Below are 18,735 nucleotides of genomic sequence, written 5' to 3' on the forward strand. Positions count from 1 at the left end.
ACGCCACGGCTTCCAGACCCCGGCCGAAGTCCTGGACCAACTACTGTCCAAAGACACACACGAAGACGGTGTTGCGTGACTGCCTAGATTCCGCCGCGATCTCCGGGGTCCGATCGTCACGGACTACCCCGCGTACGACGCTCAGCTCGAGCGGCGCATCGTCCGCAGCCCCACCACGAGCCCGACGGCAGCGACGCCGACGGCGGCCAGCGCGCCGTACGCGACCGTGTCGACGGGGAAGGTCCCCGCGAAGAGCGCGCGCTCGGCGTCGATGATGTAGGCCAGCGGGTTGAGGTCGGAGAGGAAGCGCAGCCAGCCGGGCGCCGACTCGTCGACCGGCAACAGCACGCCGGCGAGCAGCAGGATCGGGAAGATCAGCGTCTGCTGCACCGTCCAGAACAGCCAGTCCTGGCCCTCCGAGACGATGGCCAGGGCGAAGGACAGTGCGCCGACCCCGACGCTGAAGAGCGACAGGATCACCAGCCCGAGCAGGGTGCCGCCGAGGTGCAGCTCGAAGCTGAACGGCGTGACCACGGCGATGATCAGCACCGCCTGCGCCAGCATCGGCACGACCTCCTTGAGGGCCCGGCCGACGAGCAGCGACGAGCGGCTCAACGGGGACACGAGCAGCCGCTCGTGGGAGCCGCTGTTGATCTCGAGGGTCAGGTTGGAGCCGGTCATCGAGGCGCCCATCAGGGCGGTCATGGCGATGATCCCGGGCACGAACCACTGCAACGCCGAGCCCGACCCGACGTCCGGGAGCAGCGGGGCGAAGAGCGCCAGGAAGACCAGCGGCTGGACCATCGCGAAGAGCACCGACGCCGGCTCGCGCAGCATGGGCTTGAGCTCGCGGGTCATGACGTTCCAGGTGTGGGCGACGAAGCCCGGGTCCTGGGTGTCGTCGTAGGTCATGCCGCGCACCTCGGTGCGGGCGACGTCGGTGGCGCTCATGCGGCTGCTCCTTCGGTGTCGGCCAGCCCGGCCTGCTCGGTGGTCTCGTTGCTCTCGCGCAGGCTGCGCCCGGTGAGGTGGAGGAAGACGTCGTCGAGGGTCGCGCTGGCGACCTCGATGCGGCGTACGGGGGTGTCGTGCGCCGCCAGCTCGGTGACCAGTCCTGCTGCCAGGTCCCGGCCGCGGGCGACGCGGACGGTGACGTCCGGACCGGCGACCTCGACGGAAGCGCCGTCGATCCGGCCCGCCCGGGCGGCCGCGGCGGCGGCGTCGGCCGGGGTGGCGAAGCCGAGGGAGACGAGGTCGCCCAGCCCGGCCTTGAGGCGGGTCGCGCTGTCGTCGGCGATGACCTCACCGTGGTCGATCACCACCACCCGGTCGGCGATGGCGTCGGCCTCCTCGAGGTAGTGCGTGGTCAGCAGGATCGTGGTGCCGAGCTCACGGTTGAGGCGCTGCACCTGCTCCTGCAGGTTGACGCGGTTCTGCGGGTCGAGCCCGGTGGACGGCTCGTCGAGGAACATGAGCCGCGGCCGGTGGACCAGGCCGATCGCCACGTCGAGGCGACGGCGCTGGCCGCCGGAGAGGGTCGAGACCGGGCGGCCGGCGTGCTCGGTGAGGTCGAAGGCCGCGAGCAGCTCCTCCGCCCGCTCCCGCGCGACGGCTCGGGACAGCCCGTGCGCGCGGGCCTGGCTGACGATCTCGTCCCGCCCGCGCTGCTGGTGCCCGGCGGCGTTGCCCTGCCCGACGTACCCGATCGAGCGGCGTACGGCGCGCTGCTCGCGCACGACGTCGTACCCGGCGACCTCGGCCGTGCCCGACGTCGGAGCGATCAGCGTGGTCAGCATGCGCAGCGTCGTGGACTTCCCCGCGCCGTTGGGTCCGAGGAAGGCGACCAGCTCGCCGTCGGCCACCTCGAGATCGAGCCCGCGGACGGCCTCGACCGTCTGCTTGTGACGCGTGAACGTCTTGGTGAGTGCCTGCGTCCGGATCACCGGACCGGTGCGGTGTGTGGTCATGCCGCCACGCTAGGAGGCCTGGCGGTCAGGACCTGTCCGCTATCGGGGATGGGACCCGACACTGGGTAGTTGGGGATGAACTGGTGGGCGATACGGCGCTTCGGGCTACCAGATCGTCCCCCACCACCTCTCGATCCTGGGGTAGTCCGTGACGAACGGACCCCTGAGACCGACGGTCCGGGGTCCGTTCGTCGGGGACTACCCCGAGTGGGATGCGATCAGTTGAGGATGCGCATCGACTTCGGTACGCCGCCGCCGCGCTGGACCTCCTCGGTCAGCTCCTGCAGCGCGGTGAGCGCGACGTTCTGCGACAGCGGGCCGTGCGAGACGCGGGCGACGCCGAGCTCCTGCTGACGCTCGAGCGAGGGCGTGCCGGGGATCGCGATGGTGGTCAGGCGCTGCGGGCCGAACGCGTCGACCAGGGTCACGATCTCGTCCTCGGTGAGGATCGCGGGCACGAAGACGACGGGAGCACCGGCGTCGAGGTAGGCCTTGCCGCGCTCGACGGCGTCGGCCAGCACGTCACCCCGGTCGCGGTCGCGGCCGAGGTGGAAGGCGTCGGTCCGGGCGTTGAGCACGAAGTCCGGCACGCCCTCCGCGGCGGCGGCGGCCATCACGGCCTCCACCTGGGCGACGGCCTCGGCGAGCGGCTTCATCTGGTCCTCGAGGTTGGCGCCCACGACGCCGACGCCGATCGCGCGGCGGATCGTGTCCGCGGCGTCGCCGTACCCGCCCTCGAGGTCGGCGCTCACGGGCAGGTCCGTCGCCTCGACGATGCGGCGGCACATGTCGATCATCTCCTCGACCGGGATCTTCTCCCCGTCGGGATAGCCGAGCGTCGCCGCGATCGAGTGGCTAGCGGTCGCGAGGGCCTTCGTGCCGGGCACGGCGGCGACCGTCTTGGCGGTGATGGCGTCCCAGACGTTGACCACGGTGAGGAGCTCCGGGGCCTGGTGGAGGGTGAGCAGGTCGGTGGCGCGAGCGGATGTCGTCATGACAGTCATCAACCACGTCGGGGCGAATCTGTTCCCCTGCGATGTCGGTGGACTCCGCCAGACTGTCGGCATGACGGACGTGTGGACGCTGGTGCATGCCGAGCGGGCGGCGCTGATCGAGGACCTGGCCGGGCTGACCGACGAGCAGTGGGAGCAACCGTCCCTGTGCGAGGGGTGGACCGTGCACGAGGTGGCGGCCCACCTGGTCGGCAACGCGCGGTCCGCGTCGCCCGTCGGGATCGCGGTCGCGATGGTGCGCGCCCGCTTCGACTTCGACCGGATGAATGCCATGGCCGTCGCCGCAGACCGGGGGGCGACCCCCGCCGAGACGCTCGAGCGGCTGCGGGAGGTGGCCCCGCTGACGAAGGGTCCCGGTGCCCCGATCGACAGTCGGCTCGTCGAGGAGGTCGTGCACGGCGAGGACATCCGCCGCCCCCTCGGCCTGGGCAGGAGCTATCCGCAGGAGGCGGTGCTGCGGGCCCTCGCCTACCAGGCGCACACCTGGGTGGGCCTCGGTGGCGCGAAGCAGCACGTCGCGGGCCTGCGCCTCGTCGCAACCGACGCAGGGCTCGGTCTGGGGGAGGGCGCCGAGGTTCGCGGCCCGGCGTTGTCGCTGCTGCTGGTGGCCTCCGGTCGCACCGTGGCGCTCGACGACCTGACGGGTCCCGGGGCGGTGATCCTCGCCGCGCGTCTCAACGGTCGGTGAAGGAGGATCTCGGTACGGCGACGGTGGGCGTCGCGAGTCCTGCCCGCGGCGCGCACCGTCGACGTCAGACGACCCGCAGGGTGACGGTCCTGGCGGTGGAGCCGGTGACCCCTGTGCCGCCCGCGTAGATCGCGCGGATCTTGTGCTTGCCCTTCGGCAGCTTGGGGAGCCTGATCTTGCCAAGGCCGTTGGCGCCGGCCTTGAGCCGCACCTTGGCGACGACCTTCCGACCGGCGTAGATCTTCACGAGTCCCGTGGGCGAGCCGACGCCGGCTGCGGAGACCACGATCTTGACCTTCGCCCGGCTGCCCGCGGCGACCTTCTTCGGCACCTTGAGCACCGTCTTGGACGATGCCGGGACCGGTGCGGGCGTCGGGGTCGGTGTGGGACTCGGAGCGGGAGTGGGAGTAGGGGTGGGAGTTGGCGCCGGCGCCGGCGCCGGCGGAGGGGTGGCGGGGGTCGCGACGAGGACTGCGACCGACGTCGCCGTACCGGTCGCGTAGCCGGGAAGCGCGGCGCTGATGCGCACCGCGAGGCGCTGGCCCGCGTCGCTGGCCCGCACCACGTAGGTGCGACCTGTCTCGCCAGCGACCGTCGTCCCGCTGAGCAGCCACTGGTAGGTCAGCGTCGCCGCCGTCGGGGTCCATGAGGAGGTCGGCGTGGTGAGAGTCGCGCCCACGACGGCCTGTCCCGTCGGAGCTCCCACGTACGGGGTGGTGAGGGAGTCGCCCACCTTGCCGGTCACCGAGGTGCTGGTGGCGGTCCCGACGGCTCGCCCGGGGAGGACCCCGGAGGAGCGAACCGACAGCGAGGCGCCGACGTCCATCGGACGGACGGCGTATGTCGTTGCGGTCTCTCCGACGATCGGGGCGCCGTTGCGAAGCCACTGAACGGACACCTGCACGCCGCTGAGTTCCCAGGTCGGAGAGGTGCTGACGAGGACGGTGCCGACCTTGCCTGACCCCTCCGGGGCAGGGGTGGCCGTCGCGACGGGCGCGTTACCGAGGAGCCCGGTGACGGGCGCGCTGGTCACGATGCCGTCGGCTCGCCCGGGCACGCGCCCGGTGTAGCGCACGGCCAGCGAGGCACCGACGTCTTCGGGACGCACGACGTACGTCGACGCCGTGGCCCCCGAGACCGGCTGGCCGTTGCGTAGCCACTGGATGCTCTGTGCGACGCCGGCGATCGTCCAGGTCGGCGGCCGCCCCGTAAGGGTCAGGCCGACCTTCGGCGTTCCGCTGATGCCGGGTGCCGTCGTCGCGATGACCGCCGGACCCTGCACGGCCGTGATCGCGTTGCTGCGCGAGGCGGTCGGCGTGCGTCCGGGGAGGGTGCCGGTCACCTCGAGTGTGATCGAGGCGTTGAGGTCACCGGCGACCACCGTGTAGGTGGTCCCGGTCGCCCCGGAGATGTCCGCACCGTCCCGCAGCCACTGGCGCGTGATGGTGGTCCCGGACGGGTTCCAGGTCGGGTCGGTGGACCTGAGCACGGACCCGACCTTGCCGGTACCCGCGATCTTGGTCGCCGAGAGGACCACCGGTCCGGCGCCGGCCTTGCCGGTGACGGCTGCACTGGCCGAGGTGCCGGTGCCGAACTCGGGCGAGCTCCCGGTGACGACCACGGTGAGGGAGCTGTCGACGTCCACGGCCTGAACAGTGTAGGACGACGCGGTGGCGCCGGGGATGGCCTGGCCGTTGCGGCGCCACTGGTAGGAGTTGGTCACGCCGGGGACGTTCCACACCGGATTCACCGCGGTGAGCGCGGTGCCGAAGGCGGCCGTGCCGTTGATCCTGGCCGGGGTGCTGGCGCTCGGCGCGCCACCGATGGTGAGGGAGCGCCAGTCGGTCGGCTCGGACACGCGCCCGTCGACGTCGACCGACGCGACCCGCCACTCGTAGGTGGTCCCGACGGTCAGGGCCGTGGTGGGCGCCCAGGCCGTGGCCGGCGTGGTGACGGGGGTCGCGAAGCCCGCACCTGCAGTGCGCATCTCGACCTTGTACTTCGCCGCCTCGGCGACGCGTCCCCACCGCAGCACGAGTCCGCGGGGACCCACGATCGCCGCCGCGGCCGGGGTGCTGAGGGTGGGGCGGGCGAGGACGACCTTGAGCTCGCCGACGGCCGACCAGCGTCCGGGGTTGCCGAACGAGTCGACCCGGCGCACGCGCCAGACGTAGGGCGTGTCCGAGGCCTGCAGCGTGGGCACGCCCAGCCCACCCGTCGTGTAGGCGGAGCGCTTGCTCGTCTTGTTGACCTTGAGGTTCGCGGACGAGAAGTTGCGGTCGCCGTTGGCGGCCACCTGGATGTCGTAGCCGCGGGCGAACGGCCGGGCCTCCCAGCGGAAGGGGACCGCGCCGCTCACGACCGGGATCGTGCCGCCGGATGCGGCGGGGGAGACGAGGGAGACTGCCGGGGTCGCCTTGGTGACCGTGCGGGTCTCGGACCAGCCCAGGGCGTGGCCCTGGACGTCGATGGCCTGGACCCGCCAGTAGAGCGCGCCCTCGGGGTAGAGGCGTTCGGCAGCCGTGTAGGTCGGCTGGTCCACCCGCTTCGTCTCCAGGGGGGAGGAGAACGTGGGCTGGTCGTCGATCTGGAACTCATACTGCATCGCCGACTGGTAGCTCTTCTCGCCGGTGACGTACGTCGACGCCTGGTTGGTGTCGAAGAAGTCCCGCCACGTGAAGGTGATCTCGGTGTCGGCGGTGGACGAGCCCTGCGCCGGCGTCAGCAGCTCGAGTCGCGGAGAGGTCTTCTTGAAGGCGTGCCGCGCCGGGTTGACCGTCGAGCTCGGAGCCGGACCGCATTGGGTGGCTGACTTGCAGGGCTGGATGTACCAGTAGTACGGCGTCTGCGCGAGGCTGTCCGCCAGTGCCTTGGCGGGGTAGGTGAAGGTGGGTGCCCAGCGGGTGTTGACGGTCCGCGGCGGGCTGGGGTCAAGCACGCCGGAGGTGAAGTCGCCGTCCTTGGAAACGTGCACGCGGTACTCCGACGCGTACGGCACCTTGTCCCAGTCCAGGACCGGGGTGGCCGGGACCTCGTCGCAGATCTGGTCGGCACCGTCGGCGAGGGTCTTGGCGCACACGGTCCCGGCGTCCAGTCCGGATCCGGTGAGCGCGAGGCGCTGGCCCTTCACGACCGTGAGGGGCAGCACCTCGAACTGGCCGATCGGTCCCGCCACGTCGAGCGGGAAGCCCCACTTGTCGAAGGGCCTGACGCGCCAGTTGTAGGTCCCGGGTGCGAGGAAGGCGGTGGACACGTCGGTCGCCGCGGGGAAGGGCAGCTTCTCGTTGAGGATCGGGGCGGTCGACGGGGCGAACCAGTTCTCCGTGACGGCGTTGCCGATCTCCATCCGGTAGTGGTCCGCACCCGGGTAGGCGCCCCACTGCAGGCTGGGGGCGTCGTAGGTCGGCCCCGGCGACGGCACCGGCTGCAGGGGCGAGCTGGTGTCCACGGGGTCGGCGGAGAGCGCGAAGGTGCCACGGACGATCTCGCCACTGCGCCCACGCGCGTCCAGGGCCCGCACCGAGTAGCGGTAGGGACTGCCGTCGATCGTCACGTTCATCGGCGTGAAGGAGGTGGAGTGCGTCTGCCGCTTGGTCAGGATGGTGCTGTTGGCCTTGAGGATCTCGACCTCGTACGTCTCGGTGCCCGGCACCGGTTCCCAGTCGAGGACCGGGACCTGCACCGAGGCGCCCTCGGCGGGGCTGAGGATCTCGAGGGCGTCGGAGTTCCGGTAGTCGAACTTCTGGGCAGGGGAGAAGATGCCCTCGACGCCCGCGGAGGGGTACGGCAGGTCCATCGGACGGACCTTCCAGTAGTAGACGACGCCCTCGAGTGCCGGCATGCACGGGTCGTTCGGTTCGAGCTCTCCGGGCGTGTACGTCGTCCCGGCCACCTTGCACTTGGCCGTCTTGAGGGAGGGATCGGTGAAGTTCTCGTCGCTGCTCACCCAGAGCTCGTAGTGCGACGCGTGCGGGACCGGGGTCCACTCGAAGTACAGGTCGTCCTCGACCGGAGTGACGGCGCCGAACGCGTCGTACGGGTACACGGGCTGCGGGACGTCGCGCCACACGCGGTCGAAGGCGTAGTGCTGCTCGGGTGCGAGCCGGACCCAGTCGGTCGGGTTGTCGTCGAGGTCCCGTGCGCGGACCCGCCAGAAGTACTGGTCGTTGCCGAAGGTGACGGGGGGGGAGAAGCGCGTGCCCAGGACCCGGTCGGGCACCTGCGACGTCTCGGGGCTGCTGAAGTCGAAGTCGTCGTCGACCTCGAGCTCGTAGTACTGCGCGCCGGCGACTGGGTCCCAGTCGAGCACCACGTCGGTGATGTCCTCGTCGTCGGCAGGGCCCGTGATGGTCGGGGTGTCGATCGGCGCGAGGGTGTAGGAGCGCGTGTCGGAGAACTCCGTCGAGACGCCGTCGCCGAGCGTGGCGCTCACGTGCCACCAGTACTCGACGTCCGGGTCCTGATTGTCCGGGACGACGAGGGCTGTCGCGTCGGTGGTGTAGCTGGTGGCACCGACGAACTGCTCCTCGGTGTCCACCTCGACCGTGTACGAGGTGGCACCGGGGACCGGGCTCCACCGCAGCAGCGGCGGGTCGGCGGGCTGGGCGAGCAGGGCGCCGTCATCGGGACCCGTGAGGGTCGGGCCGGCGACCGTGTCGACGGTGAAGCCGAAGGGGGAGCTCCAGCCGCTCCAGGCGTTGCCGGAGTCCTTCGCGCGCACCTGCACGTTCTGCTCCCCGACCGCGAGCATCTTGGTCGGGACCGAGACGGTGTTGACCGTGCTGGCGGTCCACTCCGGGGATCCGAACGCGGGGTCGTTGTCCACCCGCACCTCGTAGCCGGTGGCGCCGGCGACCGGCTCCCAGGTGAGCTCCACCAGCGGCCCTGTCGGGCCGGTAGGACCGGTGACCGTCGGGGTGTCCGGCGCGGCCGACGCGGGCCCGGCCTGGAGCGCGATCGCGGCGACAGCCGCGGACAGCGTGACGTGGGTCAGGCGCCGGGCGTGGCGAGATGACGCGGACGTGGACATGTTTCCCCCTGGATGAGCCCTGGTCGAGCGTCGCCGACGCTAGGGGCGGGACGACATGACCGCGCGGCGATCGGGGAGAAGTAGTCACTTCGGACCATGCCCGAGGGCCGATCGGACGAGGGCGACGCCACGCCGCGCGGCTCAGTGGTCGGTGAAGGAGGACTTCGGTACGGCGACCAGCGCGAGCGCCGCGAGCAGCGCGGCCACCGAGCAGACGGCCCAGACCGTGAGGTAGCCCGCGAGCGGGGCCTGCCCGGTCTCGGGCCCGTCGATCGACCCGGTCGAGGCCAGCGCGATCGCGAAGATCGACGACGCGATGGCCCCGCCGACGGTCTTGGTCGCGTTGGTCATCCCGGTGGCGAAGCCGGTGCGGTCCGCGGGCGCGGCGGCGGCAGCGGCGGCGGGCAGTGCGGCCACGAGGGCTCCCGACCCGATGCCGGCGACGGCCATGTTGATGAGTGCCTGCGTGGTGGTGTCGTGGAACGGGATCCACAGCGCGTAGCCCACCGCGACGAGCAGCGACGAGGCGATGAGGGCCCGGCGGGCGGTGAGCAGCCGTGAGGTGAGCGGCAGGGTGAAGGCGCCGACCGCCAGGCTGACGACGTACACACCGATGAGCGTCGACACGAACGCCGCATCGGCGCCGAGGCCGTAGCCCGCGACCTCGGGGTCGGTGCGCGCGAAGGTGGACAGCGGGATCTGCGCGCCGAGCACGGACATGCCGAAGAGGAACGCGGTCAGCTGCACCGGCCACTGGGCGCGGGTGGCCATCAGGTCGACGTCGATCAGGGGCTCGGGGATCCGGCGCTCGGCCTTCACGAAGGGCACGAGGAGCCCCAGCCCGGTGACGATGAGCAGCCAGGGGAGGAACGAGGACGGACCCTCCAGGCGGATCACGATCAGGCCCGCCATCAGCACGGCCAGGACGCCGGTGATGAGGACGAAGCCGGTCCAGTCGATCCCGCCGGTGGCCCGCCCGGGCACGTCCTCGATGCCGAACCAGATCACCACGAAGCAGATCGTCACCGCGATCGCGGGCAGCATCAGCAGCACGGTCATGGACGTCGACTCGACCAGCGCGCCGGAGGTCAGCGCACCGATGATCACGGCCAGCTCGAGCGCGCCGACGAGGACCGCGGCCGACCGCCGGGTCAGCAGCGCCTGTCGTCCGGTGTGGGCCGTGCGGCGGTGGATGATCGCGACCTCGAGCGGCAGCCACACGACGTACGCACCCTGGATCGCCCAGCCGATGAGGAACGTCGTGAAGCCCGGCGCGAAGGCCAGGACCCACGAGCCGAGCGCGGTGATCGCGGTCGAGAGGAGCAGCACGTTGCGGTGGCCCCACAGGTCGCCGAGGCGGGCGAGCAGGGGCACGCAGAGGGCCGACACGATGAGCTGCGCGGCCTCGAACCAGTTGACGTCGGCGTCCTGGATCCCGAGGTGGACGGCGATGTCGCTGAAGATCGGCGTGTAGTAGCCCTGCAGGATGCCGCTGGCGATCTCGACGGCGACCAGGAAGCCGACGATCCGGACGAGGTGCGGCGCGACCTGGCGCGTCCCGGGGGTCTCGGACGACGAGGTGGTGGTCATGCGGGGAGCCTCTCGATGAGCGTGCGGTACCAGCGGACCCCGTCGACGAGCGCCGAGACCCCGAGGTGCTCGTCGTAGGAGTGGATGGCCTGGCGCTGGGCCTTGGTCATCCGGAACGGTGCGAAGCGGTAGACCCGCTCGCAGATCTCGGTGAAGTGCCGCGAGTCGGTGGCGGCCATCATCACGTACGGCGTGGGCACGGCGTCGGGGAACACCTCACCGATGCAGGACTCGATGAGCCGGAAGGCGTCGTCCATCGGCGACACCGGGCTGGGCTCGCCCGACTCGACGACGTCGATGCGGATGCTGTCGTCCTTGATCGCCGCGCGCAGGTGGTCGACGACGCCGGCGACGGTGTCGCCCACCATCACCCGCACGTTGAGCCCCGCCTTCGCGGTCGACGCGATCACGTTGAGCGCGGGGCTGCCCGAGAGCGTGGTGGCCGCGACGGTGGTGCGGGTCATCGCCGCCGCCTCCGGGCCGGCGGCGAGCAGTGCGCGCGTGACGGCGGGGGCGATCCGGTCGGCGCGGGAGAGCAACGGGCGCAGGGGCAGCGGGACGTGCGGGGCGATCCGGCGCATCAGCTCCAGCGTCGGGGCCGGTGCCGAGGCCGGGAAGGGCGACTTCTCCACCCGCAGGATGGCGCGCGCGATGCGGGCCGTCGGGCCGTTGCGGGCCGGGGTCGACGCGTGCCCGCCCCGCCCCTCGGCGACCAGCTCGACGCTGGTGGTGCCCTTCTCGGTGACCCCGATGACGCCGAGCGGCGGCTTGACCCCGGGGAACGCCTCGTGCGCGATCGCGCCGCCCTCGTCGACCACGAACCACGGCCGGACCCCCGCGGCCCGCAGGTGGTCGACGGCCGCGAGCGCCGCCGTACCGCTCACCTCCTCGTCGCAGCCGAAGGACAGCCAGACGTCCTGGGCGGGCACGTGGCCGGCCTCGAGGAGCAGCTCCACGGCCTCGCAGATCCCGACCACGCAGCCCTTGTCATCGAGGGTGCCGCGGCCCCAGATCGCCGGCCCGGTGGGGGAGTCGGCGATCTCGGCGCCGAAGGGCGGGTGCTGCCAGGGCGCGTCCGCGTCGATCGGTACGACGTCGAGGTGGGCCATGAGCACGACCGGCCTCGCGTCGCTGGCGCCCGGCCAGCGGAAGAGCAGCCCGTGGGTGCCGACCCGGGTCAGCTCCAGCCCGGCGTGCACCCGGGGGAACTGCGTTTCCATCTCGGCGAGCAGCCGGTCGAAGGCGTCGGTGTCGACGCGGGCCGGGTTGCGGTCGGAGACCGTCGGGATCCGGACCAGGGCCTGGAGCTTGCCGACGACGCGGTCGAGGTCGGTCGCTGACGTGGTGGCTGCCATGGGCCGCAACCTAGTCCGCACGCCGGGGTAGTACCGGACGTTCAGGTGGCTTCCATCGGTGTTTCGCCACCCAAAGGTCCGGTACTACCCCGCGTTCTCATCGAATGAGGGACCTCTCATCGAGACCTCACGGACGCTTCATCGCCGCCCTCCAGAGTCGTGGTCGTCCCCGCAAGGGGGGACGGACCCACCACCGAAGAGAGAGGAACGTGTCATGGCTCGCTCGAGCATCTTCACGTCCCTGCGACCGGCCGTGCAGGCCCGTCGGATGGACGACACCAGTGACGACCGTCGTCGGCGCCGCCGCCGGAGGCGTCGTCGTCGGAACCGCAACCGCAGCCGCAGCCGTTCGCGCAGCCGCACCAACTGACGGTCCCGCAGCTCACGCACGACCTGGAACGGGTGGGTGGCTCATCGCAGGAGCCACCCACCCGTCCGGACTCTCGCCCGAGGAAGGAGTCTTCCATGCGTCGCACCTGGCAGCGCCTGGTCGCCTCGCTGCGTCCGGCCGTCGACGAGGCGCCGATCGTGGCCGCCGCCGGCTCGCTGACCGTGACGGACGTCGTACGCCGCTTCTGGCCGCGGCTGCGCCCGCTGCGGGGTTGGCTGCTGCTCGGCATGCTCCTCCTGGCCGCGGCGCCCGCGATCTCCGTCGCCGAGGTGCTGCTCTTCCAGCGCCTCGTGGACGACGTGCTCGTCCCCGCCGACGTCGGGCCGCTGCTGTGGCTCGCCCTCGCGTACGTCGGTCTCAACCTGCTGAGCGGGGTCGTGTCGGGCGCCGACGACTACCTCTCCACCTGGATCTCGCAGAAGTTCCTCGTCGGCCTGCGGCGCGACTCCTTCGCGCACGTGCTCTCGCTGCCCGCCGTCACCCACGACCGCCGCCGGCTCGGCGACGTGCTGACCCGCCTGACCTCCGACGTCGCCGCCGTCGAGTCCTTCATGGTCGGCCAGCTCGCGGGAGGCGTGGGGGCGGCGCTCAAGCTGGTCTTCTTCGTCGGCGCGCTCTTCTGGCTGCAGTGGGAGCTGGCGCTGGCCTCGATGGTCGTCGTGCCCGTCTTCTGGTGGGTGTCGCGGCGCTTCGCCGACTTCACCCGCGACGTGTCGCGCGAGCGGCGCCGCCGCGGCGGCTCGCTCGGCAGCCTCACCGAGGAGAGCCTCTCCAACGCCGCGCTCGTGCAGGCCTTCGGCCGCGAGGAGCAGGCGGTCGCCGACTACCACCGGCAGAACCGCGCCATCGCCGGCGCCGAGCTCGCCGGCAGCCGGGTGCGGGCGTTCTTCCTGCCCCTCGTCGACCTCGCCGAGCTGATCGGCGTGCTCCTCGTCATCGGCCTCGGCGTGTGGTCGCTGGCCACCGACCGCCTCACCCTGGGCGGCCTGCTGGCCTTCCTCACCCTGCTCATGCAGTGCTACGGACCCGTCCGCGAGCTCACCGACCTGGTGCCGAGCCTGTTCTCCGCGACCGCCGGGGTGGAGCGGATCGTCGAGCTCCTCGACGAGCCCGCCGCCCACGACCGGCCGGGCGCCACCGCGCTGCCGGCCGGCGCCGGGGCCGTGGCCCTGCGTGGGGTGACGTACACGTATCCCGGGGCCCGCACGCCGGCACTGGCCGGTCTCGACCTCGAGGTCGTGGCCGGGGAGCGGGTCGCGATCGTCGGGGCCAGCGGCTCCGGCAAGTCGACCGTCGCCAGGCTGCTCGCCCGGCAGCTCGACCCCGACCACGGCACCGTCGAGATCGACGGGCACGACGTCGCCGACCACACCGCCCGGTCGGTGCGGCTCGCCGTCGCGACCGTCCTGCAGGAGCAGCTGATGCTGGACGCCAGCGTCCGCGACAACATCGCCTTCGCACGCCCCGACGCCTCGCTGAGCGAGGTCCGGCTGGCCGCGATGCAGGCCGACGCGCACGCCTTCGTCGAGCGGCTGCCGCAGGGCTACGACACCCGGATCGGCCAGCGGGGCCGCAGCCTCTCCGGTGGTCAGCGGCAGCGCATCGCCCTGGCCCGGGCCCTGCTCCTCGACAGCCGGGTGCTGCTCCTCGACGAGCCCACGACCGGCCTCGACGCCGACTCGAGCCGACGCCTGCTGGGTGCCCTCACCCGCGGCGCCCGCGACCGGACGGTCATCGTGATGACCCACGACCCGATCGTGCTCGAGCACGTCGACCGGGTCATCGACCTCGACGACCTCGCCGCCCAGCACGTCCACGACCTCCGGGGAGCCACCGCATGAGCCCGTCGCTGACCCGCCGCCGCGCCCGTCCCGACCGCACGGATGAGACCGCGGCCGGCCTGCCCGACGGGCTGCGGCCGGTCGCGCTGCTGTCCCACGGCCGTCGCCTCGACACCTGGGACGCGTGGGACGAGGAGCGCCGGACCCGGGTCGTGGTCAAGGTGGCCCGCGCCGAGCGGCATGCGGAGCCGGCCGTCCGGGAGGCGCTGCTGCGCGAGGGGGAGATCGTCACCACGCTCGCCCACCCGCACCTGGTGCGCGGCTACGCCTGCCACGACGACCCGCCGGCCGTGGTCCTGGAGACGCTGCGGGGTGCCACCCTCGCGGCGGTCATCGAGGACGGCACCCTCGACCTGGCCGACGTCGCGGAGCTCGGCCTCCAGCTCACCTCGGTGCTCGGTCACCTGCACCACCACGACTGGCTGCACCTCGACGTCAAGCCCGCCAACGTGGTCGTCGACCACGGTCGGGCCGTGCTCATCGATCTCAGCCTCGCGGGCCGGCCCGGGTCCGGCCGGGCGGGGGCCGGTACCCGCGGCTACCTCGCCCCCGAGCAGGCACGAGGCCGCGACCTCACGGCCGCGACCGACGTCTGGGGGCTGGGGGTCACCCTCATCGAGGCCTTCACCGACGACGTGCCGTACGGCGACGAGGCGACGTGGGACACCGGCCGCCGGTGGCCGCTGGTCCACCGCCGGATGCCGACGGTGCCCGGCGGCCTCGACGTCGTACCGCCCGAGGTGCGCGACCTGCTGGCCGCGTGCGTCGACCTGGACCCGGCCGCGCGGCCGCGCCTGGTCGACGTACGCGCCGTGCTGGTGGGCCTGGTCGACGACCCGCCGCCGTTCGGCTGAGACCGCGTCAGTCGGCGGTGACGTCCAGCAGCACCTTGCCGACGGCGCCGTCCTCGACGGCGGCGTGCGCCGCGGCGGTCTGCTCGAGCGGGAAGTGGTGCACGGGCAGCCCGTGCTCCTCGCCGACGCCGAAGGCGCCGTCGACCAGCGCGGCCGTGATGTCCTCGGCCGCCGCCCGCAGCGCCTCGTGCCCGACCGTGTAGAGCAGCACCCACTGGAAGCGCGCGTTGGTGGAGAACGTCTCGCGCACGCTCACGGTGACCTCGTCGCCGCCGTTGTTGGCGTAGATCGCGATCGTGCCGCGGGGCCGGATGACCTGCACGTCGAGGCGCAGGTTCTGGGCGGGGGCCACCTCGACCACGATGTCGACGCCGTCGGGGGCGATCGCGCGGACCACCTCGACGACGTCCCCCTCGCGGTAGTCGACCGTGTGGTGCGCCCCCGCGGCCGTGGCCAGCGCGGCCTTGGCGGGGCTGCTCACCGTGCTGATCACCGTCGCGCCCGCCCACCGGGCGAGCTGGATGGCGGCGTTGCCGACCGCGCCGGCGCCGCCCGCGACGAGCACCGTCTGCCCGCCCAGGGCTCCGGGGACCAGCCGGTCCGGACCGTCCTCGGAGGTGGTCAGCGCGCGGTGCGCGGTGACGGCCGGGACGCCGAGCGCCGCGCCCACGTCGTACGACGCGGAGTCGGGCAGGACGGTGACGTGGCCGACGGGCAGCACGACCTGCTCCTGCGCGGTGCCGCCGGGGCGCGTGTGCTGGGCGAGCATCGTCCAGACCCGGTCACCGACCGCGAGGTCGGTGACGTCGGGGCCGACCGCGTCGATGACGCCGGCGCCGTCCTGGCCGGGCACGATCTCGGGGAAGGCGAGCTCGCCCATGCCGCCGGCGCGGAACTTCCAGTCCGTGGGGTTGACCCCGGCGCGCACGATCCGCACCCGGACCTCGCCCGGGCCGGGCTCGGCGGCCTCGCGCTCGACGAGCTCGAGGACCGAGGAGTCGCCGCTCTCGGTGTAGACGACGGCGCGCATCAGCGTGCGCCCAGCGTCGGGTAGTCGGTGTAGCCCTCCGCGCCGCCGCCGTAGAACGTCGCCTGGTCGGGCTCGTTGAGCTCCGCCCCGGTGCGCCAGCGCTCCGCGAGGTCGGGGTTGGCCAGGAACTCGCGGCCGACGGCGACCAGGTCGCCGAGGTCCTCGTCGATGATCGACTCGACGTCCTCGATGTCGGTCACCGACCCGAAGCCCGAGTTGAGCATCACCGGACCGCCGAAGCGCGCGCGCAGGTCGGCGACGATCTCGCTGCGCGGGTCGGCGAGGATGCTGAGGTAGGCCAGGTCGAGGTCCTTGATCCCGTCGATCAGCGTCTCGTACGTCGCCCGGGTGAAGGACTGGTCCTCCTCGAGCACGCCCTGGATGTTGTGGGCGGGGGAGATGCGGATGCCGACGCGGTCGCCACCGATCTCCTCGGCGACCGCCCGGGTCACCTCGATCGCGAAGCGCGCGTGCGCCTCGGGGGAGCCGCCGTACCCGTCGGTGCGGGTGTTGGAGGACTGCCCCAGGAACTGGTGGATCAGGTAGCCGTTGGCGGCGTGCACCTCGACGCCGTCGAGCCCGGCGTCGACCGCGTTGCGGGCGGCGGTGACGAACTCCTGGACGACCCCGGCGATCTCGTCGGTCTCCAGCGCGCGGGGGGTCGGCATGTCGACCTGCCCCTCGGCGGTGACCATCTTCCCGTCGGCGGGCAGGGCGCTCGGCGCGACTGACTCGAGGCCGCCCTTGTTGTCCGGGTGGGCGACGCGACCGACGTGCATCAGCTGGGCGACGAGGTGACCGCCGCCGGCGTGCACGGCCTCGGCGACCTTGCTCCAGCCGGCGAGCTGCTCGGGGGAGTGGAAGCCGGGGGTGTCGAGGTAGCCCTGGCCGACCGCGCTGGGCTGCGAGCCCTCGGTGATGATCAGCCCGGCACCGGCGCGCTGGCCGTAGTACTCGGCGTTGAGCTCACCGGGGACGGTGCCCTTCGCGCGGTTGCGCGTCAGGGGCGCCATCACGAAGCGCTGGGGCAGCTTCCAGCTGCCGACCATGATCGGTTCGAATGCCTGGGACACGTGGGGACCTCTCGTCGTGGACTCGTTGACCGTTCACTGGGTCCAAGGGGTCGGAGTGCCGCCTGATTCCCGCGTGTGACGCGGGCCTCCTCCCTGCGGGTGACGCCGGTGGTCGTCACCACCGGCCGCGGTGCACCACGTCCGTACGCCGCTCGCGCCGGGCCGCGGAGCCGCGCGAGCCGGTCGTCTCCGTGCGGTGGCCGACGGTGATCGCGCCGATCGGCGTGTGGTCGTCGGGGATCCCGAACGCCTCGCGGAAGCCCGCCACGTGCTCCCCGGGGATGCCGAAGAAGCAGGCGCCGAGGCCCTCGTCGACCGCGGTCTGGAGGATCAGCAGGGCCGCCATCCCGGTGTCGACGTGCCAGTAGGGGACCGGCCAGCGGGCCTCGTCGCGATCCGTCCAGCCCTTGTCGGGCTCGGCGTAGCGGTCGAGGTAGGCATCCTTGTGGGCGAGCGGGACGATGACGACCGGGGCGGTGCGCATGCCGTCGAGCCATCTGTTGCTGGTCTCGGGGTCTGCGCCGGTGGCCGCCCAGAAGCGGGCGACGTCCTCGGGGGTGTCGAGCACGAGGAAGGCGTAGCCCTGGCTGAAGCCGGCGCTGGGCCCGCGGGTGGCGTTGGCGAGCAGCCGGTCGAGGGTCTCCGGCGCCACCGGGCGGTCGGCGTACCGCCGGACCATGCGGCGTCGGCGTACGACGTCTTGGAACTCCATGCGCCGACTGTGGCACGCTCCGTCCATGGGAGAGGGAGTCGTACCGCTCGTCGAGGTCGACCAGTCCGGCCACGCCGAGCGACCGTGGGTCGTCGAGGCGATCCGGCGGCTCAAGGCCGACCAGCAGCGCTCGGCCGACACGCACCTGCACGCGGTGCGGATGCCGGCGTTCGACGACGTCGACCTCTACCTCAAGGACGAGTCGACGCACCCGACCGGATCGCTCAAGCACCGGCTGGCGCGCTCGCTGTTCCTCTACGGCCTGTGCAGCGGGCTGATCCAGGAGGGCACCCACGTCGTCGAGGCGTCGTCCGGCTCGACGGCGGTGAGCGAGGCGTTCTTCGCGCACCTCCTCGGGCTGCCGTTCACCGCCGTGATGGCGCGCACGACCTCGCCGTCCAAGATCGCGCTGATCGAGCGCGAGGGGGGTCGGTGCGTGCTCGTCGACGACCCCGCCTCGGTGTACGACGTCGCGCGCCGGCTCGCCGACGAGTGCGGCGGGCACTACCTCGACCAGTTCACCTACGCCGAGCGGGCCACCGACTGGCGCGGCAACAACAACATCGCCGAGTCGATCTTCGACCAGCTGTCGATGGAGCGCTTCCCCGAGCCGACCTGGGTGGTCGTCGGGGCCGGCACCGGGGGCACGTCGGCCACCATCGGGCGCTTCGTCCGCTACCGCGGGCTGTCGACCCGGCTGTGCGTCGTCGACCCGGAGAACTCCGCCTTCCTCGCCGCCTTCCGCGACCCGGGCTGCGGTGAGACGACGTGCGGGTCGCGCATCGAGGGCATCGGCCGGCCGCGCGCCGAGCCGTCGTTCCTGCCCGACCTCGTCGACCGGATGATCCAGGTCCCGGACGCGGCGTCCGTCGCCGCGGTGCACTTCCTGCGGGCCCGCATCGGCCAGCTCGCCGGGCCGTCGACGGGCACCGCGCTGTACGCCGCGACCAAGCTGGCCTGCGACATGCGGGCCGCCGGGGAGGCGGGCTCGATCGTCACGCTGCTGTGCGACGACGGGGTCCGCTACCTCGAGACCTACTTCTCGGACGCCTGGGTGGCGGCGCAGGGCTGGGACCTGACGCCGTACCTCGAGGTCCTCACCCGGGCCTGGGACGACGGGGTGTGGACGGGCTGAGTCGCCCCTCCGTCGGTCGGGTGCCGGTCGTTCCGGTCTGGGATCCGAGACATCCGT

14 protein-coding genes are annotated in these 18,735 nt (G+C 72.4%); 5 read left to right on the plus strand and 9 right to left on the minus strand.

Annotated elements, in window-relative coordinates:
* Nucleotides 1-141 precede the first annotated feature (141 nt).
* The 3 genes from DAE25_RS11640 to DAE25_RS11650 form a co-directional block, all read right to left on the minus strand.
* Nucleotides 142-951, minus strand: a complete 810-nt coding sequence (locus DAE25_RS11640) for an ABC transporter permease (protein ID WP_107766384.1) — start codon at nt 949-951, stop codon at nt 142-144.
* The gene (locus DAE25_RS11645; RefSeq protein WP_199907561.1) at nt 948-1,967 is read right to left on the minus strand and encodes an ABC transporter ATP-binding protein; all 1,020 of its coding nucleotides are present in this window, start codon (nt 1,965-1,967) and stop codon (nt 948-950) included. Before DAE25_RS11645 ends, DAE25_RS11640 begins: the two co-directional genes overlap by 4 nt.
* A 218-nt stretch (nt 1,968-2,185) precedes the next feature.
* Nucleotides 2,186-2,962 (minus strand): isocitrate lyase/PEP mutase family protein, encoded by a 777-nt coding sequence (locus DAE25_RS11650; protein WP_107766385.1) that lies wholly within the window; start codon nt 2,960-2,962, stop codon nt 2,186-2,188.
* A gap of 70 nt (nt 2,963-3,032) precedes the next feature.
* Here DAE25_RS11650 and DAE25_RS11655 point away from each other — a divergent pair, with 70 nt between their 5' ends.
* Nucleotides 3,033-3,668, plus strand: coding sequence for a maleylpyruvate isomerase family mycothiol-dependent enzyme (locus tag DAE25_RS11655; protein WP_107766386.1), 636 nt, complete (start codon nt 3,033-3,035; stop codon nt 3,666-3,668).
* A gap of 64 nt (nt 3,669-3,732) precedes the next feature.
* Here the strand turns inward: DAE25_RS11655 and DAE25_RS11660 are convergent, their stop codons facing one another.
* The 3 genes from DAE25_RS11660 to DAE25_RS11670 all read right to left on the minus strand — a co-directional run bounded on the left by DAE25_RS11660 (nt 3,733) and on the right by DAE25_RS11670 (nt 11,642).
* Complete coding sequence (locus DAE25_RS11660) at nt 3,733-8,697, minus strand: Ig-like domain repeat protein (protein ID WP_107766387.1); 4,965 nt, start codon at nt 8,695-8,697, stop codon at nt 3,733-3,735.
* 141 nt (nt 8,698-8,838) lie between these two features.
* Nucleotides 8,839-10,287: an MFS transporter gene (locus DAE25_RS11665; protein ID WP_107766388.1), complete on the minus strand. Its 1,449-nt coding sequence runs from the start codon at nt 10,285-10,287 to the stop codon at nt 8,839-8,841.
* Nucleotides 10,284-11,642 (minus strand): M20/M25/M40 family metallo-hydrolase, encoded by a 1,359-nt coding sequence (locus DAE25_RS11670; protein ID WP_107766389.1) that lies wholly within the window; start codon nt 11,640-11,642, stop codon nt 10,284-10,286. Before DAE25_RS11670 ends, DAE25_RS11665 begins: the two co-directional genes overlap by 4 nt.
* Before the next feature lie 214 nt (nt 11,643-11,856).
* Between DAE25_RS11670 and DAE25_RS23160 the strand changes: the two genes are divergently transcribed.
* The 3 genes from DAE25_RS23160 to DAE25_RS11680 all read left to right on the plus strand — a co-directional run bounded on the left by DAE25_RS23160 (nt 11,857) and on the right by DAE25_RS11680 (nt 14,728).
* Complete coding sequence (locus DAE25_RS23160) at nt 11,857-12,012, plus strand: hypothetical protein (protein ID WP_159083689.1); 156 nt, start codon at nt 11,857-11,859, stop codon at nt 12,010-12,012.
* A gap of 95 nt (nt 12,013-12,107) precedes the next feature.
* Complete coding sequence (locus DAE25_RS11675) at nt 12,108-13,874, plus strand: ABC transporter ATP-binding protein (protein ID WP_107766390.1); 1,767 nt, start codon at nt 12,108-12,110, stop codon at nt 13,872-13,874.
* The gene (locus DAE25_RS11680) at nt 13,871-14,728 is read left to right on the plus strand and encodes a protein kinase domain-containing protein (RefSeq protein WP_107766391.1); all 858 of its coding nucleotides are present in this window, start codon (nt 13,871-13,873) and stop codon (nt 14,726-14,728) included. Before DAE25_RS11675 ends, DAE25_RS11680 begins: the two co-directional genes overlap by 4 nt.
* 7 nt (nt 14,729-14,735) lie before the next feature.
* Here DAE25_RS11680 and DAE25_RS11685 read toward each other — a convergent pair whose 3' ends face one another.
* The 3 genes from DAE25_RS11685 to DAE25_RS11695 all read right to left on the minus strand — a co-directional run bounded on the left by DAE25_RS11685 (nt 14,736) and on the right by DAE25_RS11695 (nt 17,543).
* Nucleotides 14,736-15,758, minus strand: a complete 1,023-nt coding sequence (locus DAE25_RS11685) for an NADPH:quinone reductase (RefSeq protein ID WP_107766392.1) — start codon at nt 15,756-15,758, stop codon at nt 14,736-14,738.
* The gene (locus tag DAE25_RS11690) at nt 15,758-16,831 is read right to left on the minus strand and encodes an alkene reductase (RefSeq protein ID WP_199907562.1); all 1,074 of its coding nucleotides are present in this window, start codon (nt 16,829-16,831) and stop codon (nt 15,758-15,760) included. The genes DAE25_RS11685 and DAE25_RS11690 overlap by 1 nt, the downstream gene beginning before the upstream one ends.
* Nucleotides 16,832-16,946: 115 nt before the next feature.
* Nucleotides 16,947-17,543 (minus strand): nitroreductase family protein, encoded by a 597-nt coding sequence (locus DAE25_RS11695; RefSeq protein WP_107766393.1) that lies wholly within the window; start codon nt 17,541-17,543, stop codon nt 16,947-16,949.
* A gap of 25 nt (nt 17,544-17,568) precedes the next feature.
* Here DAE25_RS11695 and DAE25_RS11700 point away from each other — a divergent pair, with 25 nt between their 5' ends.
* Entirely contained in the window at nt 17,569-18,678 is a 1,110-nt protein-coding gene (locus DAE25_RS11700) for a PLP-dependent cysteine synthase family protein (RefSeq protein ID WP_107766707.1), read from the plus strand.
* The last annotated feature ends 57 nt before the right edge of the window (nt 18,679-18,735 follow it).

This window comes from Nocardioides terrigena (genome assembly GCF_003047265.1).
GTDB lineage: Bacteria > Actinomycetota > Actinomycetes > Propionibacteriales > Nocardioidaceae > Nocardioides > Nocardioides terrigena.